Source organism: Leptospiraceae bacterium (genome assembly GCA_016708435.1).
In the GTDB taxonomy this organism is placed as follows: Bacteria; Spirochaetota; Leptospiria; order Leptospirales; family Leptospiraceae; genus UBA2033.
Genome location: JADJFV010000005.1, coordinates 30,145 through 56,215, shown reverse-complemented (window position 1 = coordinate 56,215; position 26,071 = coordinate 30,145). Strand labels below are relative to the sequence as shown.

The window sequence follows — 26,071 nt, the reverse complement described above, 5'->3', positions numbered from 1 at the left end:
TCAATAGAAAAAATTTCTTGCCTATTTGATTTGCAAGTGTAAGTTCGTAATTACGATTACAGGAGCAATTAAATGGCAGAAAATTCTTCCACTGAAACACAAGCACAGACGCAAGCACAAGTAGAACTTAAACCAGCAGATACAATGCAAGACGTATCCAAAGAAGAGCAAGCAAAGATTATCGAACTTTCTAAACAAATCAATATAGAGGATACGCAGTCTGTTTTACAGTATGGCTCCGGAGCACAAAAGAAAATTTCTGATTTTTCTGATCAGATTTTAAGCTCAATCAAATCAAAAGACACAGGTGAGACGGGAAGAATTCTAACAGACCTAATGCTCAAAGTAAAAGACATGGATGTAGAAAGTATTTCCGATGAAGATAGTTTTCTTTCCAAGATTCCGCTCATTGGCTCTCTTGTTAAGTCCTCTCAAAAATTTATCGCGCAATACGATACACTCAGCGTTCAAATCGAAAAGATTGTAGATGAACTTCATAAATCTAGAATGATGCTTCTAAAAGACATCACACTTTTTGATTCTCTCTATGCAAAAAATTTAGACTACTTCAAAGAATTAAACCAATACATTCTCGCCGGCGAAATGAAATTAGCCGAACTCCGCGAAAAAGAATTACCAAAATACAAAGACAAAGCAGAGAAAGGCAACGACCCAGTAGACGCTCAAAAGTATCAGGATTATATTCAACTTTTAAATCGCTTCGAAAAAAAGTTGCATGATTTGAAATTAACAAAAATGCTTTCTCTCCAAACAGGACCACAAATCCGTCTTATCCAAAACAGCAACCAAGTATTGGTCGAAAAAATCCAAAGCTCTATTATCAACACAATTCCACTTTGGAAAAATCAACTCGTGATTGCAATCGGTCTGATGCGACAAAAAAAAGCTCTCGGCGTGCAAAAAGAAGTAACCTCTGTTACGAATGAACTTCTTTCTAAAAATTCAGAAATGCTAAAAATGGGAACTATCGAAGTTGCCAAAGAAGCAGAGAAAGGAATTTTAGAAATCGAAACTCTGAAAAAAATCAATACAGATTTAATTTTTACTCTAGATGAGACTTTAAAGATTCAAACCGAAGGTAAGCAAAAACGTCAGGCGGTAGAAGTAGAGCTTATCAAGATGGAAGAAGAAATCAAAACCAAACTCATGAACACAAAATCACTGTAAGCCATGCCAGAAGAAAACAATAAAATTACCGATGAAGAGGTAAAATGGGGTAGACGCTCTCACCTGTCTATGCTTCTCGCCTACCCTCTTCTACTCATTTTACTATCTAAAGGCGTTGCGTTTGCCTTTCCGATTGCGATGCTTGGAGCCATGCTTGTTCCTTTGTATATTTTATTTACCAAAGGGGGCAAATCTAAATTTGTCGCATCTCATGCAAAGGAAGCGATTTTTATGCAAGGCTTTATGGCAACACTCGGTGCAGGGGTTAGCTATCTATGGGGTGGTGACAAAGTGATAGACGGTAATTTGCCTACAGGCAGCACTATCATGCAAATTCTCTCTTATACCTCGATGGGAATTTATCATTTTGGTGCAACGATAACAGGCTCAATTAAAGCCTCTTACAAAAGTCTAATCAAATACCCAATGAGTTTTTTCAAACAACCTGACTTAGAAAAAGATAGATCTGACTTTGAAGCACAGATGGCAGAGCTTCGCACTCTTGAGAATCTAGACAAGGTAACAGCTAGTATGCTCAAAGAGACGATGGCTATCGGCAAAGACAGAGTAGCCGAAATAGACAAACTCTCAGCAAAAATACAAGACCCATCTGTAAAAGCAAAAGTATTAGAAATCAGAGAACAAGTAGTAAAAATCTTTGAGAACTTTAAGAACGACCCTGAAGATATAAAAATTTCTAGACAGTTTCTTTCTTACTACCTCGACACTACAATCAAGATTATCCGCAAGTATATAGATCTCTCTTCGCAAAAAGTAATTTCACCTGAACTAAAAGAATCTTTGAAACGAGTAGATGAGCTTTTAGTCTCTATCATAGATGCATTTCAAAAGCACCATGATAAACTCATTCAAAATGACATCATGGACTTAGACGCAGAGATTACAGTCATGGACAAAACCTTGAAAATGGAAGGAATGTAACATCCTTGGAATTACTTTTAATCAAAACACAAATTAAAGAAATCTTAAAACTAGTTGAGCCACTCGCAGAATACTACAGGCTAAATTTTAAAGACATCACTGATTACGAAAAACGAGTCATCTACGCAGAACATTTGTTAGCCTCTGAGATGATTCGTATTGCGAGTTACCTTTACGCAAACGATCCAAAAGAAGTAGATAAGACCCTTCCTACGTTTGCAGAAATTCTAAAAGAAATTGACTCCTCCACTCGCTACGACAAATCAAAATTACTCTCAGAAATTGAACTCTATATAAAAAACCAACCACAGGGCAAAAAGAATTTAGTCATCGAAGAGCTAGACCCTCCGATGTTACTTCGTGTTGTAAAATTTTACGATTCAGTATTTCTCACAAACAATATGTATATCGTAGCAAACTTTTTATTTCAAGTTCTAAATCTAATTGTAAAACAAGATGGAGTCGTGACTGAAATAGAGAAGCGGTTACTTACCCGTTACCAGTCAATTCTACACGAATCAAACGAAGATTTGTATTCCGATTTACCGGGAACAAAAAAAGACTATCTCAATCTAAATTCAGTCTTTAACGACTTCTTCGGAAGTGTTGCAACAACTATCAAGAAAGATTCTGGAAGTAAAGACAATTCCTCAAAAGAGGCAAAAGAGAATAAGCCGCAGGGTAATGTGCAGGAAGCAGGAAAAGAAGAAGTTTATGATTTAGACCAACTCATGAAAGAATTAAATGAACTCATTGGTCTTTCTGCGGTTAAGGGCGAAGTCACAAACTTAGTCAATGTATTAAAAGTAGAAAAGCTACGCAAAGAAAAAAATCTTCCCGTTCCAACTAGAAGCCTTCACATGGTGTTTACCGGTAACCCGGGAACAGGAAAGACTACAATCGGAAGACTCATCGCAAAGATATTTAAAGCGTTAGGCGTCTTAGAAAAAGGTCATTTGATAGAAACAGATAGATCGGGACTAGTCGCAGGCTACGTAGGACAAACCGCTGCAAAGACAATTGAGATTTGCCAGAAGTCACTCGGCGGTGTATTATTCATCGATGAAGCCTACGCACTCGCAGAAGGTGGCGAGAATGACTTTGGTCGAGAAGCAATCAACACACTTCTAAAATTCATGGAAGACAATCGTGGCAACTTCATCGTAATCGTTGCGGGTTACACGGATAATATGCAGACCTTTATAAATAAAAATCCAGGTCTACAATCCCGCTTCAATAAATACATTGTATTCGACGACTATAGCCCGGAAGAATTATTTGCAATCTTCTCGTCTATCACTACAAAATCAAAACTCAAACTCACAGAAGAAGCCGCAACAAAGGTAAAAGAAATTTTACAATCCCACTACGATAAACGGGATAAAAAGTTTGGCAACGGTCGATTTGCCCGTAACCTCTTCGAGAAGATTTATGGAAACCAAGCTAATAGATTAGTTACTGTCACCAATCTAGACGAAGAGGGACTCTGCACAATTGCGACTGAAGACATTTCTGATTTGTAATAGCGAAGTTGATTAGAAAATTGCTTGCCCTTGATAACGTTAGGCGTAAAGATCGGTTAAAATGAATACAGAACAATATCTAGACCAATACTTGCAAGATAATATTAACGAATCAGAAACTCTTAATAGCATGAAGAACGTCATATCGGAATTTGCCGCTCGTGCTCCAAAGATTCTTGTAACAAAATGCATTGACGGACGAGTGCATGGTAGTAAACAAAAAGGTTATCCTGCCACAACAATTCGTTTCGGACGCACCGATGGAAATAATGTTTCAACAGATAAAAACAACTACTGGTTCTGGAATCGCATTGATAATGTGGCGAATAACGCTCATTGTAACACTCCTGAAATGCCTGCCATTTTTATTGCCTATATGCATCGGTCTGATCTTGGTCTTGGATGTGCCGCGCATAATAACAATGAAGAAGAAGCCTATAAAGCAATCATAAATCAAACGAGTGCCATTCGAAAGGTTTTTAAGCCAGAACGACTGTATGTGTTAGAAGGCATAACGAATACAGACACGATGGCGGAGACTCTTATCTTTGAAAATTCGATTCGCATCAGTGCAGAAGAGATTATGAAAGATTTTAATTTGAATGAATTGTCAGATGTATTCTATAAAGGATTTTTAAAATATCCTATCAAAGATCCAGCTACGGCTCGCTTTGTAAACTTTAAGACACCGGAGGAGCTAATGCAAGGTAGCCTCCCTTTGTTTCATACGAACTTTCAGACTTCACTCGCTATGAAATCGTTTTTACTGCTTGAGATTTCAAAGATTGTTTATGAGAACGATTACCCTTCCCAGAAATTAATTCAGCCTGATATTCTAAATGCTCTTGTATCTTCTCTTGGAAAAATAAAATCTTTACCAAGAACTCTACTTGCTCCTTTTTTGTATCAATGCTTTTGGAACATTGGATATTCCCTTTACCAAAAGAAAAAACTTCTGTCAATGCCTGAGGCAGAGAAAAATGTCCACTTAGATCACGCAGAGGAACTCATTTGCTATGGAGATGGATTCGAACTTCTTCCCAGAAATAAAACAGTTCTAGTAAAGACAGGGCGTGGTGATGATGTAAATGCTTTACAAGTAGCAAAGAAAGTATTGGATAAAAATCGCTCTAAGAAATCACAAGACTTCGCAATGATTATTCACTTGAACATTGAAATCAGTGGAGAACTAGTCAATTGGGAAGATGTAAACGAAACCATTTCTTCCCGCATGCACACAATGACACGCCATATTGATGAAGTCTTTGGGGATAATGCTGTTATCCTCACAACGTATTCTTACCGGGATCAGAAAAGATTTTATCCTATCGTCACAAGAAAAGACTCGCGCATCATCTATCCTGTTAATCTATTGAAAGATATCAATTCAACAGTTCACTTCTCCAACATGGCACTCAAGAGTAGAGAAGCGTTATACGCTACAGACAGACTTTAATCAGTCATTTCGAACATAGCTTGGCGAAAGGGTTTGCGACAGAGCAAATGGGTCGATGTGAGAAATCTATCTGGCAATAGAACGGTAGTTTTAAGCTAGATAGACCTCTCACGATGTTCCACCCGCTATCGCCACAACCGCCAAGCGATGTTCGAGGTGACAGGGGTAAGTCACTTCTCAGCATGAACGTGCACACTATGTAATGCTTTAATATATTGTGCACGCTCATATTCGAATGGAGTATGGTATTTAGCCGCACTCATACTTCCGAGCATTTGCGTTACAGATTCGTATTCATGCTTTTCCATCCAAGCTATCATATCCTTTTCTATCACAGAAATTTTCTTGATTCCTTCTCGAATCAATACAGAGCAGAGCATACCGACATTAGCCCCTGCCATGAGAAGCTTCAACATATCTTCGGCTCTATGCACCCCACCTGTGCCAGCCAAATCAGCGTGAACTTTCGTATAGAGTAACGCAATCCAACGAAGCGATATCCGTAAGTCATTTGGCGTAGAAAGCTGCACATGGGATTTTACTTCTAGATGCTCTAAATCAAAATCAGGTTGATAAAAACGATTGAATAGAACGAGAGCATTGGCACCCATATTGGCAAATTTTTTGGCACAGTTCATTAGATTACTGAAATATGGACTGAGTTTTAATGCAATTGGAATAGAAACAGTTTTGCGAACTTGCCATAGAGTCTCTGCAAAGTCTTCTTCCAATTCCTTTCCTGTAACATTTGCATCGGTTGGAACGTTATAGAGATTTAACTCAATCCCATCTGCACCGGCTTCTTGTATAAGCTTTGCAAAGTTTGTCCATCCACCGGAAGTGTAACCATTGAGACTTCCAATGATGGGGATACTCACGCTTTGCTTCACTTTGCGAATGTATTCCAAATATTGCTCAGGACCTGATTCAAAATCGCCCGCTTCCGGAAAATAGGTAATAGCCTCAGCAAAGCTATGAGTTCCATAACTTAAATGATGGTGCAGTTCCTGGTTTTCTTTTTCGATCTGCTCTTCAAAAAGAGAATACAAAACAACAGCGGAAATTCCAGCATCTTCCATTTTTTTTATATCATCTAGATGATAGGAAAGCGGACCTGCTGATGCTACGAGTGGGGTTCGTAAATTAAGCCCCATATACTTTGTTGAAAGGTTAATCATGTTTTTCCTCTTCTTTATTTTTACCGGCTAGGAATTCGAAATGCTTATAGCGGATATTAATATCTTCCTGTGCTTGCTGAAATAAATTCTTAGCAATCTCAGGCTTACTCTTTGTTAGCATTTTGAAACGATTTTCACTTTCGAAATAATTTCGCACAGGCGCATGAGGAGGAGCTGAATCAATCTCTAATGGATTTAACCCCTGCTCTACTCTATCAGGATTATAACGATATAAAATCCATTGTCCTGAATCAACTGCTGCCTTTTGATGTTTCATTCCTTCCGTCATATTTATTCCATGCGCAATACAATGACTATACGCTATTACGATGGATGGTCCGTTATACTTTTCCGCCTCCATTAGAGCGCGTAACGTCTGTTCGTCTTTTGCACCCATTGCCACTGTCGCTACATAAATATTCCCGTAGCTCATCGCGATTAGCCCCAGGTCTTTCTTTACACCTGGCTTTCCTCCCGTAGCAAATTTCGCAACTGCACCTTTGGGAGTAGACTTAGACATCTGCCCGCCCGTATTCGAATAAACTTCTGTATCGAGTAGCAATACATTTATATTTCTACCGCTTGCAAGAACGTGGTCTAATCCTCCGTAGCCGATATCATAGCCCCAGCCATCACCGCCGATAATCCATACACTTTTTTTAACGAGTGAGTCGGAGATTTCTAACAAATGCCTTACTTCTCCACTACTAGCAGAATGAGCTTTCAGGATTTCATTTAGTTTTTCCACTCGCTTTCTTTGTTCGAAAATATCAGCCTCATCGGATTCTTTTGCATTTAAAATTTCTTCTGCAAGGCTAATACCGATTTTGTCCTTTAATAGATTCACTAATTCTAAGGCAGCTTCTCTTTGTTTGTCGATTGATACTCTAAACCCGTAGCCAAACTCGGCGTTATCCTCAAAAAGAGAATTCGACCAGGCAGGTCCTCTTCCCGCTTTGTTTTTTGTCCAAGGAGTGGTTGGTAAATTTCCTCCGTAAATAGAAGAGCATCCAGTTGCGTTTGCGATTACCATTCTATCTCCAAATAACTGAGAGACTAATTTTACATAAGGAGTTTCACCACATCCCGCACAGGCACCCGAGAATTCAAAAAGTGGCTCTTGCATTTGTTGTTGTCTGATTTGATGAATATTGAGAAGACTTCTATCAATAGGAGGAATGGTTTGGAAATACTCCCAATTAGCCGTGCTTTCAGTAGAAATATTTTCTATCGGAGTCATATTGATTGCCTTTAGCCGCACTTCCGATTTGTTCTTTGCAGGACAAATATCTACACAGATTCCGCAACCGGTGCAATCATCTGCTGAAATTTGCAGCGTAAATTTAAAACCTTTTTCCTTTAAGTCCGGCACTTTAGAATCTACTATTTCAAAGCTCGCAGGCGCATCTTTTATTGTATCAGGAGAAAATGCATTCACTCGAATGACAGCATGAGGACAGACATACGCACATTTGCCGCACTGAATACAAACACTCTTATCCCAGACAGGAACTTCCTGCGCAATTCGCCTTTTCTCCCATTTAGAGGTTCCAGTAGGATACGTTCCATCTACAGGCATTGAACTGACGGGAAGCAAATCTCCTTTTGCAGAAAGCATTTTCCCTAATACATCTCTTACAAAAACAGGAGCTTTATCAGAAATAGGAACTCCTACTTCTAGAATTTCTTTAGAAATTTCCGCATAATTACTATAATCCACTTGAGATAAAAACTTGAGAGTATCATCAACAGCTTTTATATTACGCGCAACAATCTCGCCACCCTTTTTTCCATATGTATCGCGTATCGCTTCTTTGATTGCCTCAATTGCTTCTTCTTTTGGAAGAACTCCCGAAATAGAAAAGAAACAAGTTTGCATTACCGTATTGATTTGATTTTTCATCCCAGCACTATTAGCCGCTTTATAAGCATCAATAACAAAAAATTTTAACTTCTTAGTTAAAATATCTTTTTGAATTTTTCCTGGTAATGACTCCCAAACATCATTGGAAGATTTATTTGTATTCAATAAAAAGACTCCACCAACCTCAATTCCAGCGAGCATATCAAATCTTTCTAGAAACATTGGTTGATGGCAAGCTACAAAGTTTGGATGGTCTACTAAGTAAGTAGAGCGTATAGGAGTTTTTCCAAATCGTAAATGAGAAATGGTCATCGAGCCAGATTTCTTTGAGTCATACACAAAGTAACCTTGCACATAATTATCAGTATTCTCTCCTATAATTTTAATAGAATTTTTATTGGCACCAACCGTTCCATCGGAACCAAGCCCATAAAATACGGAACGAATTGTGTCTTTTTTTTCTATGCTAAAATCTGAATTATAATCGATACTCGTGTTTGTTAAGTCGTCTACTATTCCAACTGTGAACCCATGTTTAAGACTATCCGATTTCAATTGATCGTATATCGCTTTCACCATCGCTGGAGTAAATTCTTTGGAGGATAATCCATATCTTCCACCGACGATGCGGGGAAGTGTATCCCATTTTTTTTCTTTACCCATCTGGTCTTGGAAAAATGCATTCACAACATCTAAGTAAAGAGGCTCTCCTGCACTACCTGGCTCTTTGGTTCGATCTAAGACAGAAATAGATTTAACCGTTTTAGGAATTGCTTCGAGAATTTTTTCATTCAGGAAAGGTCTGTAGAGTCTAACTTTGATTACCCCTACTTTTTCCCCTTTATCTAAAAGATACTCTACTGTTTCATGAACTGCTTCGGCACCGGAGCCCATAAGGATAATAATTCTCTCTGCATCGGGGGAACCGAAGTATTCATACAGTTTATAACTTCTGCCAGTAAGCTCTTCAAACTCTTTCAAGAGTCTTTCTACAATAGCAGCACATTTCGGATAATACGCATTTACCGTCTCTCTTGCTTGAAAATATACGTCGGGATTTTGAGCAGTTCCGCGTAGGACTGGATGTTCTGGATTCAAGGCTCTTCTTTTGTGCGCAAATAGAAATTCTTCGCGAACCATTTTTTTGATTAATTCATCTGGAATTAATTCAATTTTAGAAATTTCATGAGAAGTTCTAAATCCATCAAAGAAATGTAAAAAAGGAATTCTACCTTCTAAGGCAGCCAAATGGGAAATGAGTGCAAAGTCCTGCGCAGATTGAACTGAATCAGAACAAAAAAGGGCAAAACCAGTTTGACGCACTGCCATTACATCTGAATGGTCGCCAAATATCGATAAGCCTTGTGCGGCGAGCGACCTAGCTGCAACATGAATTACTGCTGAGGTTAATTCACCCGCTATCTTATACATATTGGGGATCATAAGCATTAGCCCCTGCGAAGCAGTAAATGTTGTAGCAAAGGAACCAGTCTGAAGTGCTCCATGTAATGCCCCAGCCGCTCCGCCTTCGCTTTGCATTTCTATCACAGAAGGAATGGAGTTCCAGAGATTCTTTCTGTCCTGACTCATCCAAGTATCTGCCCACTCTCCCATAGGCGAAGAAGGAGTAATGGGGTAAATCGCTATTACCTCACTTAATCGATAGGCGACATCTGCGACTGCCTCATTTGCATCCAATACTGAAAACGTTTTTTCCATAAGAATAATTATATCTTTTTTATTATAAAATGCAAGCCCTTAAAAACATGATATATATCATAAAAAGAAGATTTTTTTTTATAGTCCAAATAAACCCACTAATCTTAAAAGGATTTGACTTTTCTGAAAATCTAATACAATGACGAGCATGAAACCAATATTGTGTAAATTCTTATACTTAATACTCTTTCTAAATGCATGTGTTCCGAATATAGACAGAAGCCCGTTAGAATATACTTGGTTATCAAGAGTCCTATCGCCATCGAATACAACAGTCGGACAAACTGCTTCAACTCCGGCGCCTGTAACGTCACCGACAACTACTACAACTACAACAGCGGTTACTCCTACTTTGCCTACTACCCCTACTCAGCCAGCATTATTACTTAATTATTCATTAACAGAATACGTTCTTCCTGCAAATATTGTCCTAACCAGTCTGTCACCTACAGTAACTGGAATTATTTCGACTTGTGCGGTTACTCCTACTTTGCCAACAGGACTTGCCTTAGATGGATTAACCTGTGCGATAAGCGGCACGCCCACAACACAAACTCCTTCAGCTACCTACACAATTTCGGCAACAAGCGCAAACGGAAATGCAACCGCTTCTATTAGCATTCGAATCAGTAGCACTACCGCCTATCGTGTTTACGGGCAACCTGATTTTGTATCTGCAACCGCGAATAATGGAGGAGTATCCGCAACTAGCCTCAACCAGCCCGCCGGTCTAGGAACCGATGGTGCTGGAAATCTTGTGATTGCAGATTATAGCAACCATCGTGTTTTGTATTACCCATACGGTAGCACTACGGCCACAAGAGTCTATGGACAGGCAGGTATTTTTTCAACTGCAATTTCCAATAATGGAGGACCTTCTGCAAATAGTTTACACGCCCCACAATCTGCAACAATGGATTTGAGTGGAAATGTATATATTTCAGAAGCACAATTTCGTGTTACACTATTTCCAAGTTCAGGTAGCCTGACTGCAACAAGAGTCTACGGTCAATTCAATAACTATACGTGGGTAGTGGGGAATAATGATGGTGCTGGCAATTCATCAACCTGTAGTGCGAATAATCTACAGTCTCCGCAACAGGCCGTAACAGATAAATTGGGTGGAGTGTATATAACTGATCCTGGTAATCATAGAGTTCTTTATTTTGCTAGCGGAAGCACAACGGCTACTCGTGTCTACGGTCAACCTAATTTTACATCCGCAATTGCGAATAACGGGGGAGTATCTGCTACTAGTTTAAGTGGACCAACTGGCATCGCTTTAGATTCTGGCGGAAATTTATATATCACAGATGGCAATAATCAGCGTATACTCTATTATCCCGCGGGAACAACGACAGCAACAGTAGTCTATGGTCAATCTGGAAATTTTAACACTGCAGTAACAGGAACTACTGCTTCTACTTTTAACGGAGTATGGATGATAGCCATTGATCCTTATGATAATTTATATGCAACAGATTACAATAATAATCGACTATTGTTTTTTCCAAAAGGGTCAACGACTGCGACAAGAGTTTACGGACAATTTAATAATTTCACATGTGGTGCGAAAAATAATAACGGAAGCTGCGTGGCTTTTGGTTCAGTCAATGCAAATAATATTTCGGAAATTCACTCTGTGAATGTAGATGTGTATGGAAATGTATACGTTGTAGATACAGGCAATAATAGAGTATTGATGTATTAGAGGTAAATATATATTATCCGACCTTGTTGAATAATTAGAAATATTTTACCAGGCTCCAAAGTTCTGAACACACATGAGCGGATAATCCAAATGAAACCCACAAGAGACTCCAATGTATACAAAGTCTTTTTGAAATAGATTTTTTCGATGACCTCTATTGTAAATTCCATCATCCACAAATAAAGAAATCACAACCTCTCTCGGATCAACCCAACCATAATCAATGTTTTCGCCGGCAAGTTTTGCATCTTTTCTATAACGTTGAATGCGGGTTACGGGCGATGATCCATCAGACCCATAGTGACCTGTAATGCCTTTTGATCCAGAATCTTTCACATGATCTCGAGCGGATAATGACAATTCTTCGGCAGGCTTTAGAGTTGATACAGGCTCTACTTTCTCTAAAAAGGCAATCGCTTCTTCTAAAGCAGATATTCCTTCTACAATCACTACTGGAGAACGAAATGGTTCTTTATAAAGTAGGTCTTTATAATAAGGTCTTCGTGCTTTTAAAAATTCAGCATATTCTTTCGGTTTTGTTCGCAAAAGATTTGTTTCCTCAATTACCTTCTTTTCAAATTCAGAAAGATAAGAAATATTAGAAACTGTAACTCTGTCTAGTTGCATCTTACGGACATTATCCTCTGGCACTAGACCTGAGCTTAATAGCAAATGACATTTATAACCGTAACGAGAATCAGTCTGACAACCGAGTCCCATGTATCGCTGTTCTCTATCAAAGATAGAATTTCTAAATTGTCCTTTTGCATTTCCCTCACTCACTAAAATATATGTAATTAAATCAGGTGCAATGTTATAACCATAGAATTCTCCTTCCATGATGTTTATCAATTCGGCATCTTTGATATATTTACCATAACGCTCTCTTAACTCTCTCCATCGACTTGTATATTGAATTTTATTCTTCAAGTGTTCTTGAATGGCAAGGCTTGCATCCGAGGAAAATACGAAAGGCTCCATAGGAGAAATTTTTTCTAAAAAAGAAATAGCAGCTTCTATTCCTTTTGCGCCATCTCTTGTTTGCCGCGGTCGGCGATCTAAGGGACGATAGACTGTATCCTCAAAGAATGGAATTCTTTCGCGGAGTTTCTTCGCGTAATCCGCTGGATTTGTGCGAACAAGATTGACTTCTTCGAAGATTTGTTTTTCTAAAATTGTGAGGGGTTTTAAATCGGAAGGCGTTTTGAAATTCTTTTCTGCCTCTACTTCTATATCAAAGGGCAATTGGGAAGACTTCAATTCGTAACTGATTGAAGGATTCACAAGTCCCGAATAGAGTCCTAGATTAATCCATTTGTTTTCCATTTGAAAATACAAATCTAGAATGTTTACATATTGCTTTTTATTTAGGTAAAATCGATATTCATATCCGTTCTTTCCATCACTGACGGGCTCAATTCCCCTCTCATTCATATAGAGAACCTTTGCTTTTGAATCACCACAGCTTGCACAGAAAGTATACACCTTGTTAGCCGTTCGAATTGCTTCAAACGTTTTTTGAGCCACAGAAGAAGAAAGATTGGAAGATTCAGAATACCCGGTCAGAGAGAACAAAAAAAGAAACCCAATAAAGGAAAGCCTACGAATTTTTTTAGTGATTCTCATGTATTTCCCCTAATTTGAAATTAGAATCCTAGCTTTTCCTTTTTTTACAAATTTGGCAAGACAAAAATTATGCGTTTAACTTTCCTTCTCTAGCTAATTCTATATTCTTGTAATATCGTTCTCTCTCGCCGGCTAATGATGATTTTCCAATGAGTTCAATTCCTAAATCCAACCTCTTTGAGTCTTTGTCCTTTGAAGTCCATCGAATTAAACCAGAAACTGTAAAGGGAGCCTGCATTCTAAAAAATATATCAAATACAAAACGATCATGCTTTTGCAAACTCTCAATCAAAAAGGGATTTGTAATTCGAATCTTTAATCCATGACGTGAGACTTCTAAAATCTGAAATCGATCAGTTGTCTTGACGGTATTTGATTCTTTAATTCTATTGGCAATCTCTACTCGTAAATTTTTAAACTCCCCTAAAGTCTCTAAGGAAATTCTTTTGTCTTTACTTTGAAGAGAGAGGTAGCCAATGCAAATTTTTTCGTCAAATTGACTTGTGTAGAGAATAGGAACGATTAGCTCCGATAAAATTTTTTGCTCTTTAAATTTCTGCATCACTGCAGGAATATCTTCATCTACTTCTTCTGCATAGTTTACTTGATCAGGGAAATAAGACCCGTATGATTTGGGATTCTGAGTGTCTGGAATCCAGATAAGTCTCTGCGCTTTTTTGACAATGTCATATCGAATATCTAAATCAGATCTAAATACATCAACGCGAACTTTATCTTCTGTCTTCAGTGAGAGACGATTTTCATAGTCTTCAAAATTGACTCTAACTAGATTCGGAATATTAAACATATCCGCTTCTAGATGGATCTTTGTAGAAATAATATTAGTAGCAAATGCAATTCCGGGCGCTAGCGGTATACGCTCATTTTCCCGATTTTTCTTAGCAATCTCTAACTTGTTGACTTGCAATAAAACAAGCGTGGGATCGACATAATGAATGAAATCACAATCTAGATGAATGTAATTTGCAAGCATCTTAAACAATTGGACGTTAGTCGGAAAGAAAAAATCCGATTCGGGTGGAAGATACACTAAGATTCTCTCCCCACCATTTAGAATTTTTTTTAGTGTGACTTTTTGATCAAACGGATCCATGCGTAAAAGCAATTCCTTATCGAGTAAATACTTGGATAGAATATGATTTTTTTGCTCTGTTGAAGTCACAACATCAATGTCCCGCGATTGTTTATCAGTGTATTGCATAGTTTTTTCCTTTGTGATTAAAAGACTTCTCCTTTCTTTAGAAATAATTTCAAGTAATTGAACTGTGTAAAAGCAAAGAAAATATCTCTCGCAGAGAGTATTGACTCTATACTTCGAGTGCTCTGTGAGAAAATCTTGCTTTTACACAATCTCCTACTTGAAACAGGTTTAGATTATTTAGTAAATTTATTTACATAGAGTCAATAATAAATTGACAAAACCAATCTTTAATACGTATTTTTTTTATCAATTCTTACTATTTTTTATCTTCCATCGGTAATTCATGGTAAGGAGCAACAAATATTTCTGCTCCATTTGGTTTAGAAAGTTTTCCTCCCTCTCCAAATTCTGCTGCGATATTTTTGTATTTTGGAATCGGTTTTTCTTTTGGAACTCTAGCTGGTTTTTTATCCGGTAGAGTTTCTACATGCAATGTCGAAGTAGGAAAAGCAAAGTCAACACCCAATTCTTTAGCAAGACGAATCACTTCCAAGAATATTTTTTGTCTACCTTCTAAGTTCTTTGGGAAAGTATCAACAGCAAGACCAAACTGCATAAGAACATTTAAAGAAGAAGAGTCAAAGCTTTTGAACGCAATATTTATAGTATCCGCTACAACGAGAGGGTTTTTCTTAACAATATTTTTAATTCCTTCTAGGAATGCTTCCATTTTTTCAGGAGAGGTATCATAGGTGAGGCTCAGGATAATAACATTTCTCCTCCAGCGTCTAACGCCCATATTCTCAATGTCCGCATTTGCAACGACAGAATTGGGAATACTCACAATAGAATCTTCCCATGTTCGAATTCGAGTAGAGCGAAATCCTATTTCTTCTACAATTCCTTCTTTATTATCAAGTAAAATATGATCTCCAATCTTAAAAGGTCTATCCATAAAAATCATAGCTGATCCAAATAAATTAGCCGCCGTATCCTTGGCAGCAAGTGCAATGGCAAGTCCTCCTATTCCAAGTCCTGCAATCAAGCCCATGACATTGATTCCTAAATTTTGTAAGGCAATTAAGAATCCAAGTGTAACAAAGAGTATCCGCAATGTCTTGGATAACAATGGAATTAATTGATCATCAATTGGATTTTTTGTTTTGATAGAATTATCCTTTAAGATAAGCACGACTAGATCGGATATTTTATACACAAAGTAAATAAAATTAGCACCAATTAAAACTTTTAAAATAAAATTAAAAAAGTTATATAATTTGCCTTCTAAGCCAGTAGCATATAAAAACAAAAACCAAAAAGAAATTCCTACAAAGTATCCGACAGGTCTTGCAAGAGTTATAACGATTCTATCATCCCAAGTTGTAGCAGTCTTACGAGTGATTTTAATGAATAAATGGAAAAAAAGTTTTGTAATAAATCGAATTAAAAAGCTTAGGAGGATAGCAAGAATTAGCCCCAACCACTGCCAAATATGAAACATTCCAAATTTTTGTCTTGCCCATTGCGGGAAAATTGTCTCCATCCAGGGAAGAGAATACGAAGCTCCCCCACCGGTTCTTGCAAGAAAAGGAAGATGTTTAGTGCGACGATAGTAATCCCCTGCATTTAAAACTGTTTCAGCGGAAAATAGATATTCACCCCCACGGGAACCAGAGACATTCTTCAAAACTGTAATCTCAGTGTCAGGTATAGACCATTTCACCAAAGATTCTGTATCTGGAACTTTACTTAAGTCAACAACATAGACACGATCGATTGCCTCTTTTAAAAAAATGGCTGCCTCTTTACCTTTTTCTTCTCTAAGAAGTGGACTGATTTCCCGCAAATCTAAACAGCGAGTGGCATTTTCGATTTGTTGTTTTTTTTGTTCATCGTTTTTATCGACTCCTTTTTTATATTCGTTCATTGAGTTCATAAAAATCTTCAGAGTTTCTCTAGGCGTATCGAGCTTTAAAGGTGTGAGCGGATTTTGTGCATTAGCCCCTACTGCCCACACTAGATTTATCCAAAAGAAGAAACGATATAAGAAAGCCTTTCGTAAAAATGGACGCTTAAATATTATATTTTTGTCTAATTGTTGCATGATGATTTTTTGCTCCTAAAAATGATTTATTTACTCACCTTACATTGGGACTGTGTAAAAACATTCTTTTTACCACGAAGAGCACGAAGGACATGAAGAAGAAAAAAACAAAATTTCCTAGGAAATTTTAACCTTCGTGAACTTCGTGTTCTTCGTGGTTTATTAAAATCTTTGTTTTTACACAACCCCTGAGTTCCGGTGAATAGTCGGCATTCACAGCCGAAATGTCTAGTTATATAAAAAGAACCCAGTCTTTAAAACAACTTATTTAAGATGATTAAAAAGACTAGGTAAATATTGCCTATTCTCCTTTCAGTTCTCTTGACATTAGATTTTCCACTGTCCTCTTTGGATCCTGGTCTTCGTAGAGGATACGGTAAACTTGCTCCATGATGGGAACTTCCACTTCAAGCTTCTTACTTAGCAAATAAGCACTCTTAGAGGTTAACACGCCTTCTGCGACCATTCGCATATGATCTAGAATATCTTTTAGTTTTTCTCCTTGTCCAATCTTAAAACCGACGGTGCGGTTACGAGACAAATCCCCCGTGCAAGTTAAAACTAAATCTCCCATACCGGCAAGACCCAGCATCGTAAGTGGATTGGCTTTCTTTTCAACTGCTATGCGGTTAATCTCGCCTAGCCCACGCGTAATTAGAGCAGCTCTGGTATTGTATCCAAATCCGAGTCCATCCGCAATTCCGGCAGCAATCGCTATTACGTTTTTCAGAGCTCCACAAAGCTCTACTCCAGTAACATCCGAAGTTGTATAACACCTGAAATGTTTATTTGACATAAATTGCTGAACATGAGCGGCAAGTTTTAAATTTGCGCTTGCAACAGTAACAGCAGTCGGAAGTCCACCGGCAACTTCCTTAGCAAATGATGGTCCAGAAAGATAGGCTAATTGATGATGAAATTTTTCAGGTAAAACTCTTTCCATAATTTCAGATGGAATTTCAAGGGATTCATTTTCAATTCCCTTTGAACAGCTAACAATGGATTGCCCCTCCCTAATAAACGGAGTAATTTGACTCATCATCCTTGCTACATGTGGCGTTGGCATCACGGAAAGGATTGCCTCTCCAAAATTCATGCACTCTTCGATATTATTTGTCGCAGTCAAATTCTCAGGCAATTTATACCCTTTTAAAAAAATAGAATTTTCATGATTCGTGTTTATATCCTCTACAACTTCTTTTTCATAAGCCCAGATTTTGGTCGGAAAGCCTTTGCGCGCTACGTGTAACGCTAGTGCGTTTCCATAAGATCCGGCTCCAATCACTCCAATTTGTTTTACTTCCAGCATTTTTTATCCTCTCATAAATACATTAAAATCTAACATATAGGAAAGCGGGCAAGATAAATTTTCAAATTAAATTCTTTTCTCAAAGAAAGAATTTAATTTCACATATTCGATTGACAATGACATTTTGTAAATTAATTATACATGCAGGAGATATTCAATGTTTACAATTCGTTTCCTTTCCGTATTTATTTTCGCAATTAGTTTTTCCTTTTCTTTTATACTAGCCGAGGAAGAAGAGAATATTTTATTTTCCACAAAAGGTAAGAGCCCCACTTATTCCAAAGTAAAGTATGACAAGTATGGAAAAAGAAAAAGTATTTCATTTATCAAAGTAGAACAAGACAGTGAACACCTAGTTGAGATGGACGGACTTGCCATTGCAAAAATAAAATACGATGAAAAAGACAAGACCTTCAAAGTCAAAGAATATGACATAGACAAGAACCTCCTATTGACAAATAAAGTTAAGATACTAAATGATGGCTTCGAACTGATTACTTTTTTAGGTAAGAAAAAAAATGGCAAAGCAATATTTAAAAAAATTCTTTATGATTCAGTTGGAAATAAAACGCAGGAAGAATTTCTAGATGAAAATAAAAAACCAAATGCAAACAAACATAAGATTTCAAAAATAAAATACAAATACAATCTGAATGGAAAAAGAACTCTTGTAGAATACTTTGACACCGCCGGTAAATACAAAGAAGACTCCAGCGGCATCGCAAAATACGCATATACCTACGACGCAAGGGGAAATCGTTTAACTTCCAATTTTTTTGGAGAAAATGAAAAGCCAAAAGAAAACAAAGAAGGAATAGCCAGCGAATCATTTACATACGACTATACAACTTCCGAAAGAGGGAAACTCATTTTACAAGAAAGCTTTGATAAAAAAGGTCTTGCGAAAGAAAACACAAAAGGAATTGCAAAATCCATTTTTAAATATGACAACAAAGGCAATAAAATCTACACAGAATTTAGAGATGCCAATGGAAAATTAAAAGAAGACGGCAAAGGGTTTGCAAAATATATTTTTGAATATTCAAATGATGGTATTGTGACTCTAGAAGAAGAATACGGACAAGACGGCAAATTGAAATTAGACCCGGCAGATGGAATCGCTCGCACGACTTCCGAAATGGAAACAAAAGACGACACAACTATTAAAACGACTAAGTTCTTTGACACAGAAGGCAAATTAAAAATAAACGAAGTATTGGAGGTCGCTATTGTTAAAACGACTACAACCATTTCTAGAGAAGGCAAAGAAATAAAAACAGAATACTTCGATACAGAGAATAAACCCAAATTTAGTGGAGAGGGTTATGCTGTTATGCTGCAAAAGTATGACTCATTTGGAAATGAAATATTAGAAGAATACTTTGATGGCAATGATAAACCAATCAATTCCCGTGACGGCTATGCCAAATATACCGCTTCTTTCAAAGGAAGAGAAATGCTTTCCGAAGAGTATTATAGTTTAGATGGAAAATTAACAGAGGGAGATGATGGATTTGCAAAACAAATTAGAACCTTTAATAAAGATGGCAAACTCATATCAATTGAAAACTTTAATTCAGAAAATAAATACATAGAAAGTAACCTGGGCTTCGCAAAAATGATGGTAACTTTAAACGGTGACGGAAATAAAACCGAGGAATTGTATTTGAATGCAAATCTTACTCCTACTAATAATTCAGAAGGAATTGGAAAAATCAATTATCAATATAATAAAGCCTGCTTAGCCAAAGCCAAAAAGGAAGAAGATTGCTATTCTCTCATTCAATACTTTGATTCCAACCAAAAGCCCTGCCCAAATAAGAAGCAAATCGCTAAGACCATCTCTCTATTTGATGAATCAGGACGAATTAAGTCTGTCGAAAATTTTCAGGCAGATGACACAAGGCACAGCAGGCATTCCTATTCCTATGAATTCGGAACTAAGCGAGAAATTGCGTGGGAATTGTTCAAAAAAAATACTCTTTCAAGGGCAGTCTACTATGTGTTTATTCCGAATCCAATCAAGAATTCGAAAAATTTCTTGAAGATAACCTTAAGTAAACTCTACAGACCGTTATCAATTAAACTTGCAAGGTGAAATGAAAAAAGACTTGCTTTTATTTGGGCTCACATTAAATTACACGAATTCTAGAATATTATTCTGGACTAAGTCACATTAGGAAGATTAGGTAATAAATTAGAAATGCAAACCATTGTAATTATAGATACAAACGAACCAGAAGCCAAGGACATTGACGCTTTCCTACAGAGTTATAAATATAAGACAGTGAGAATTCACGAAATCAAAAAGGGAATCGAGCTGACAAAATCCGTTCTGCCTGAACTGATTGTTATAGCAATCGAATCCAACGACCGGGAAACGATGGCAGCTCTCTTAGCTTTAAGAAAGGATCCTATCACTAAGGATATTCCTATCATCCCAACGATTCGATCCAATGATAGAAACCTGTTAGAAAATATCCGCAAGACGGGTGTTCATGATTATTTCGTAAAGCCAGTCAACAAGGTAAAATTCATTGAAAAGGTAAAAAGCCTTTTGATCGTTGCACGAGAACAGAAAAAGGACAATATCATTTTTAGAAAGCACCATATTGTCATTGAAAACCCAACAGATACTATTACTTTGATTTCTTTTAAATCAGGAATGAAATATGTTTTACCAGAAATTCGAAATATCTTTAATCCAGAATTTTTAAAAAGTTTAATTCCCAAAAGCGTAAGTCTGGATATTCGAGATTTGCCGGATCTTATCATGGACGAACTCAATATTTTAGAAAAAATTATAGGTCTTTTTGGAAATAAGAAAATTTCGATTATCGCGGGGAAGCATATGGGTTTTATAATCGCTTCAAGCAATCTAGAAGATACAACAAATCTTTTTCTTTCTTTGGACGACTATGTAGCCTTTCTAAAAAAACAGGCAACTACAACAAAGACAACCTAGTTGCATTTTACCCTATACCCTTTAAGAGGAGCAAACAGCAAAGCTTTTAAATTGAGACAAAAATTTACCCCGTTAATTTCAAAACACCTTTTTATGAGTAAGGAGCAATCTGATATTGTTTTAACCTTTTAAATTTGTGGGATAGAATAGAAAAAGAAAACATCACGATGAGTTTGATTAGATATACAACCGAGGGACTGGGACTGTGTAAAAAAAAGATTTGTTCTACACAGTCCGTTGGAGCGTTTGTTTAGGTTAGCATTTGAAAGAAATCATTGCCCTTGTCGTCAACGACTATAAAGGCAGGGAAATTTTCTACTTCAATCGACCAGATTGCTTCCATTCCTAGTTCTGGGAAATCCAAAACTTCTACTTTTTTGATGTTTTCTTTCGCGAGTAGTGCCGCAGGTCCCCCAATAGAGCCGAGATAAAACCCACCGTTTTTCTTACAACTTTCTGTTACAATCTTGGAGCGATTGCCCTTTGCGAGAGTTACCATAGAATACCCTTTTTCCTGAAACAGAGGAACATAACTGTCCATACGTCCAGCTGTGGTTGGACCGAAAGAACCGGATGGCATTCCCTCTGGAGTTTTTGCAGGGCCTGCATAATAAATAGGATGATTTTTGAAATAATCCGGTAAGGCTTCTCCTTTATCCAGTTTCTCTTTTAATTTGGCATGGGCAATGTCCCGAGCTACAACTAGCTTACCCGATAACATGACTCTAGTCTTAACCGGATATTTGGTAAGTATTTTTTGAATCTCTGACATGGGTTGGTTTAGATTGATATGCACCGAGTCACCGGAGATTTGTATCTTTTCGAAATTAGGTAAATATTTGATTGGCTCGTATTCCAATTGTTCGAGAAAGATTCCATCCTTGGTAATCTTTGCTTTGATATTGCGATCGGCGCTACAGCTTACACCGAGTCCCACCGGACAGGATGCACCATGACGCGGCAAGCGAATGATTCGAAAATCGTGTGCTAAATACTTACCACCGAATTGGGCTCCGATTCCGGATTTTTGGGCTGCTTTTAGCATTTTCTCTTCGAGTTCTATATCACGGAATGCATAGCCTTCTTTTCCGCCCGAAGTAGGCAAATGATCTAAGTATCCCGTAGAGGCAAGCTTTACAGTTTTCAAAGTCATCTCAGCAGAAGTGCCACCGATCACAACAGCAATATGATAGGGAGGACAAGCCGCTGTTCCCAAATTATTTACTTTATCAATAATAAATTTCTCCAGAGAGTCTGGATTGAGTAATGCTTTTGTTTCTTGGTAGAGATAGGTTTTGTTTGCAGAGCCTCCTCCTTTGGCGAGGAATAAAAATTTATATTCATTCCCATCTGTCGAGTAAACATCAATTTGTGCGGGTAGATTACTTCCAGAGTTTTTCTCTTCATACATGGTAAGTGGAACAACCTGAGAATAACGCAGATTACGCTCAACATAGGTTTGGAAAATCCCTTTGGAAATCGCCTCACTATCTCCGCCTCCCGTAATCACATACTCTCCTTTTTTGCCAATCACGATTCCAGTTCCCGTATCCTGACAGGAAGGCAATTGCATATCCGCAGCTATCACGGCATTTTTCAAAAGAGCTGTGGCAACAAATTTATCATTGTCGGTTGCTTCTGGGTCATCCAAAATCTTGCGAACTTTTTCGAGATGTCCGGGACGTAGGAAAAAGGAAACATCTTCCATTGCCCGTTTTGCTAATAATGTTAAAGCCTCCGGCTCCACTTTGAGAATTTCTTTATCTCCAAATGGAATTGTAGAAACATAATCCTTGGTCAGTAATTTGTAAGGAGTCGTATCAGCTCCCGTTGGAAATGGATCGGAATAAATGAAATCAGGCATGGGGGTTTTCCTCTAATAATATAAAATGAATTTTCTAAGACTACTGTGTAGATTCAAACTTAAAAATCAACTGAAACTCTCCCCTTCCACAAAAAGAAGAAAAAGACAGACTGAGTAGTCAGAAAATTTTCTATTGCCAAATAGGCTTATTGTAATTTTAACTTAACTTATGGCGAAAGATAATTTTACTGAGCGTGCTTTTGATTTAATCACAGGAATCGAAGCCTACAATAGTCCGTATGCAGAAACGGTAGGCGATCCGGCAGAAATTGCAGAAGAGCTTACACAGTCGGCGGCTTTAAAGACTGCCGGTATTAGTGCAGGGCTTTCTCTTCCAACGGGATTATTCAGCATATTCACAATCCTTCCAGAACTCTTTATGGTATACCGAATCCAGGGACATTTGATTAAGGACATAGCTTCGCTTTATGGGAAGGAAGCACTTGTCAACAAAGAACTTTTGATTTACTGTATGTTCAAACAGACTAGCCTTCATCTAGTTGAGCGTCTACTCGAGGATGTGGGGACAAAGATCATTATCCGCCCTACTACGATTCGCTTCATAGAATCTCTTTTAGAAAAACTAGGAATGAATCTTTCTAAAAAATTAATTCGAACGCAACTCTTAAAATGGCTGCCACTTCTAGGTGCTGCTTTAACCGGTGGTTTAACTTACTTAGATACAAAGTATGTAGCTGCTACAGCGAGTGGGATTTTTGCGAAAGATATTTTAATTGAATCGGGAGAAATAACACAAGCCAATGAATAAGCGGCTAATCTACTGTTTAACTCTTCTATTTCTTATTTCCTGCGAGAACAAGAATGAGGCAATCGTAAAAGACATAGACACACTAATTGAAGATGAAAAATTTTCGCTAGCTCAAGATAAGATAAAGAGTAAACTAGAAGGCAAACGAACGTCAGACGAAATACTCTCTAACAAAAAGCCAACGAATCCGCGGATAATAGAAGTATCCAACGATAGAAATAGAGTGGTCTGGACAGAAGACAAACAAATCACATTTAGAGATTTAGCAAACCCTTTAAGCAAAAGTCTAACATTTCCCGATGTCCCCGAAATGATTAGTGTATCCTCTGAAGCGGAATATGCGATTGTATTATTCAAACTTCCCAATGGGGCGGGTTGTAGAATGGTAAATGTATCTCTCATAGAGCCAAAGCCATCTTATCTTTCGGATACGTATGTTTCTTGTAAGAATAGATCAGCTGTGTCGTCTGACGGTTCAAGTATATACTATTTTATCAATGAAAACCTTTACGAAGAAACCCTCAAAGAGCCAAAAAAACCAAAACTACTTGTCACAAAAGAGCGGTTTGAATCGATTTACCCCAACATAAAAAATAGAACTCATATCTTCTCCATTGCTAAAACATTTCTAATCTTCTTCGGAAATGCAGGTGTTTACAATCTATATTGGTTTAATCCCAAAGATAGTAGCATAACAAAATTAGCCTCCGAAATTCTTACTCCTAAGCTTTATTACGGCAATGGAAAAAATGCATTTGTATTATCAGGAGTCGTTGGCTCTCTTCTGCTACGAGAAATTAAATATACCTCTTACGGAGAACCAAGCATCACAAAAGGATTTCCAATTACCTACAACGAAATAAATCCATTCCCAACTACCAAGGCAAATGAATTTATTTCCGGCAAATCAGGAAGCATTTATAAATGGGGAACGTCAATCAAGAAAAGAGTCTATCCAGTAATCGCCGACAAATTCTGGGTAGTCGCTCGCGATTATATTATCTATGAAAACAATAACAAAGAACTCATTCTTACAAGCACGGAATTTTCTCCAGAAGATTGGAAACTTTTAGACCTATATAAACAAGTTAAGCAAAAGAGCAAGTAAGGAATTTGGATTAAGAATTTCCGATAATCTTCTTTATCTGATCTCGAATTCGAGCAGCGGATTCGTAGTCCTCATTCTTTATTGCAACAGAAAGAGACTCTTCTAAAATTTGAAGTTGGGTTCTTGGAACTGGCTCAACTGGTGTAAGCTCATCTAGACCTGACTCGGAAGGAATTTCTCCCCCTTTCATAACTACACCCGCCTCATCGAGAACGCTTTGCGTAATAAAAATCGGAGCCTCTGCTCGAAGTGCAATCGCAATCGAGTCGGAAGGTCTTGCATCAATTAGAAAGATTTCTTCATCTTTGCGAATGGAAATTTTTGCGTAGAAAGTATTGTCAATAATTTCGTCAATGGTAACTTTAATAACCTGCGCTCCAAGAACAGGAATAAACATCATGATCAGATCATGTGTCATCGGTCTAGGTGGGGTGATTCCGTCTAAAACACTTGTAATTGCATGTGTTTCAAGAGGACCGATAAAAATCGGGACAACTTTAGAGTCAGCGGTTTCTTCTTTTGGCTTCAAAAAAACGGCAAACCCAACATTTGTAAGAGTGATATCGGAAATTTTTACTTCTATCAAGTCCATTAAATACAATATTATTGTAGTTAGTTTTTTTTAAAGCCAAAATAATATGGTCATTAAACAAATTTCGGTTAAATATGTTACTCGAAGCTATTTCATTTTCTTTCAATCTGGGTATTTTTACATGCCTCTTCTGGAATCTATTTTCTTTTCAAAATAAAAGGCTCATAGACAAACTTAAAAAAATTCCCGTCTTCCTAGGTTTCTCGCTTTCATTCTATTCTTTGTTTTATCTGAGTTCTCGCTTCGATACAAAACTGTTTCTATGCAAATCAATTTACTTCAACGGCTATACAATTCTTGCTCTGTTGGTTGTAATTGGGATAGTTGTCTACGTAACTAAGAAATCTTTCGATTTTTATGCCCCCCTATTATCTGTCCTTCTATCTCCCTATATTTTCTTTCTTTTATTTGGATTCGAGGAAATTACTTTCGGGGAAATTAAGATTATTTCTTACTCACTACTTAAAACACAAAATCCAATCATTGGACTCAGTGGTCTTTTACTTCTATTCATTAAGCCAATCAAAATACAAATTCCTGCTCTAGTCTTAAGCATTGGATTTCTTTTCTATCATATTAATCCACTAAAAGAATTTCCTTTTCCTGAAATTAAAACTCTGCACTATAAGTATATACCTCACGAATTTTTCTTGAAAGAGAACGCCTATCTATTCGAAGAAAACAGCGGAATCTATACGGAAAAAAAAGAAGCAGAAGACGATAAGCTTTATAAGTTTACAATGAAACCAATTAAGAAAATAAATCTTCCGCTCAAACATGACCTACAATACCTTATTTCAAGTTTTGAATTTCCAATCTTAATAGCAGAAGGCGAGACAATTACAGTTTTAGAACTCTTTCGAAGTTACAATCATTCCGTTTTTAAAGTGATCTTTCATATCCAACAACCAACGAAACAAATTGAAGTAATTGGCGGCAAAGCAGGATTAGACACAGCAACAGTCGAAATAGAAGGACCTATATTTTAACA

General features: G+C 37.4%; 18 protein-coding genes. 10 read left to right on the top strand and 8 right to left on the bottom strand.

Annotated elements, in window-relative coordinates:
* Nucleotides 1-144 precede the first annotated feature (144 nt).
* The 4 genes from IPH52_10245 to IPH52_10230 all read left to right on the top strand — a co-directional run bounded on the left by IPH52_10245 (nt 145) and on the right by IPH52_10230 (nt 5,109).
* Entirely contained in the window at nt 145-1,188 is a 1,044-nt protein-coding gene (locus IPH52_10245) for a toxic anion resistance protein (protein MBK7055419.1), read from the top strand.
* Between the two features lie 3 nt (nt 1,189-1,191).
* On the top strand, nt 1,192-2,130 hold the full coding sequence (locus IPH52_10240) for a 5-bromo-4-chloroindolyl phosphate hydrolysis family protein (protein MBK7055418.1): 939 nt from the start codon (nt 1,192-1,194) through the stop codon (nt 2,128-2,130).
* A gap of 5 nt (nt 2,131-2,135) precedes the next feature.
* Nucleotides 2,136-3,653, top strand: a complete 1,518-nt coding sequence (locus IPH52_10235) for an AAA family ATPase (protein MBK7055417.1) — start codon at nt 2,136-2,138, stop codon at nt 3,651-3,653.
* A gap of 61 nt (nt 3,654-3,714) precedes the next feature.
* The gene (locus IPH52_10230; GenBank protein MBK7055416.1) at nt 3,715-5,109 is read left to right on the top strand and encodes a hypothetical protein; all 1,395 of its coding nucleotides are present in this window, start codon (nt 3,715-3,717) and stop codon (nt 5,107-5,109) included.
* Between the two features lie 170 nt (nt 5,110-5,279).
* Here IPH52_10230 and IPH52_10225 read toward each other — a convergent pair whose 3' ends face one another.
* Nucleotides 5,280-6,284, bottom strand: a complete 1,005-nt coding sequence (locus IPH52_10225) for a dihydroorotate dehydrogenase-like protein (GenBank protein ID MBK7055415.1) — start codon at nt 6,282-6,284, stop codon at nt 5,280-5,282.
* Entirely contained in the window at nt 6,280-9,870 is a 3,591-nt protein-coding gene (gene nifJ / locus IPH52_10220) for a pyruvate:ferredoxin (flavodoxin) oxidoreductase (protein MBK7055414.1), read from the bottom strand. The genes IPH52_10225 and nifJ overlap by 5 nt, the downstream gene beginning before the upstream one ends.
* A 148-nt stretch (nt 9,871-10,018) precedes the next feature.
* Between nifJ and IPH52_10215 the strand changes: the two genes are divergently transcribed.
* Nucleotides 10,019-11,581, top strand: coding sequence for an NHL repeat-containing protein (locus tag IPH52_10215; protein MBK7055413.1), 1,563 nt, complete (start codon nt 10,019-10,021; stop codon nt 11,579-11,581).
* 45 nt (nt 11,582-11,626) lie between these two features.
* Here the strand turns inward: IPH52_10215 and IPH52_10210 are convergent, their stop codons facing one another.
* The 4 genes from IPH52_10210 to IPH52_10195 form a co-directional block, all read right to left on the bottom strand.
* Nucleotides 11,627-13,207 (bottom strand): CAP domain-containing protein, encoded by a 1,581-nt coding sequence (locus IPH52_10210; protein ID MBK7055412.1) that lies wholly within the window; start codon nt 13,205-13,207, stop codon nt 11,627-11,629.
* Between the two features lie 67 nt (nt 13,208-13,274).
* Nucleotides 13,275-14,429: a DUF1577 domain-containing protein gene (locus IPH52_10205; protein ID MBK7055411.1), complete on the bottom strand. Its 1,155-nt coding sequence runs from the start codon at nt 14,427-14,429 to the stop codon at nt 13,275-13,277.
* 256 nt (nt 14,430-14,685) lie between these two features.
* Nucleotides 14,686-16,473, bottom strand: coding sequence for a mechanosensitive ion channel (locus IPH52_10200; GenBank protein MBK7055410.1), 1,788 nt, complete (start codon nt 16,471-16,473; stop codon nt 14,686-14,688).
* Between the two features lie 301 nt (nt 16,474-16,774).
* Nucleotides 16,775-17,782 (bottom strand): NAD(P)-dependent glycerol-3-phosphate dehydrogenase, encoded by a 1,008-nt coding sequence (locus tag IPH52_10195; protein MBK7055409.1) that lies wholly within the window; start codon nt 17,780-17,782, stop codon nt 16,775-16,777.
* Between the two features lie 157 nt (nt 17,783-17,939).
* Between IPH52_10195 and IPH52_10190 the strand changes: the two genes are divergently transcribed.
* Both IPH52_10190 and IPH52_10185 read left to right on the top strand, forming a co-directional pair.
* Nucleotides 17,940-19,880 (top strand): hypothetical protein, encoded by a 1,941-nt coding sequence (locus IPH52_10190; GenBank protein MBK7055408.1) that lies wholly within the window; start codon nt 17,940-17,942, stop codon nt 19,878-19,880.
* A 105-nt stretch (nt 19,881-19,985) separates the two neighbouring features.
* Entirely contained in the window at nt 19,986-20,747 is a 762-nt protein-coding gene (locus tag IPH52_10185) for a hypothetical protein (GenBank protein MBK7055407.1), read from the top strand.
* 250 nt (nt 20,748-20,997) lie between these two features.
* Here the strand turns inward: IPH52_10185 and IPH52_10180 are convergent, their stop codons facing one another.
* Nucleotides 20,998-22,611: a fumarate hydratase gene (locus IPH52_10180; protein MBK7055406.1), complete on the bottom strand. Its 1,614-nt coding sequence runs from the start codon at nt 22,609-22,611 to the stop codon at nt 20,998-21,000.
* A gap of 169 nt (nt 22,612-22,780) precedes the next feature.
* Here IPH52_10180 and IPH52_10175 point away from each other — a divergent pair, with 169 nt between their 5' ends.
* Both IPH52_10175 and IPH52_10170 read left to right on the top strand, forming a co-directional pair.
* A complete protein-coding gene (locus IPH52_10175; protein MBK7055405.1) occupies nt 22,781-23,380 on the top strand; it encodes a hypothetical protein in 600 nt (199 codons plus the stop codon).
* Nucleotides 23,373-24,488 carry a hypothetical protein gene (locus IPH52_10170; protein MBK7055404.1) on the top strand — a complete coding sequence of 372 codons (1,116 nt, stop codon included), beginning with the start codon at nt 23,373-23,375 and terminating at the stop codon, nt 24,486-24,488. The genes IPH52_10175 and IPH52_10170 overlap by 8 nt, the downstream gene beginning before the upstream one ends.
* Nucleotides 24,489-24,498: 10 nt before the next feature.
* Here the strand turns inward: IPH52_10170 and IPH52_10165 are convergent, their stop codons facing one another.
* Complete coding sequence (locus IPH52_10165; protein ID MBK7055403.1) at nt 24,499-25,080, bottom strand: bifunctional nuclease family protein; 582 nt, start codon at nt 25,078-25,080, stop codon at nt 24,499-24,501.
* Nucleotides 25,081-25,154: 74 nt separating this feature from the next.
* Here IPH52_10165 and IPH52_10160 point away from each other — a divergent pair, with 74 nt between their 5' ends.
* Nucleotides 25,155-26,069 carry a hypothetical protein gene (locus tag IPH52_10160; protein MBK7055402.1) on the top strand — a complete coding sequence of 305 codons (915 nt, stop codon included), beginning with the start codon at nt 25,155-25,157 and terminating at the stop codon, nt 26,067-26,069.
* Nucleotides 26,070-26,071: the final 2 nt, after the last annotated feature.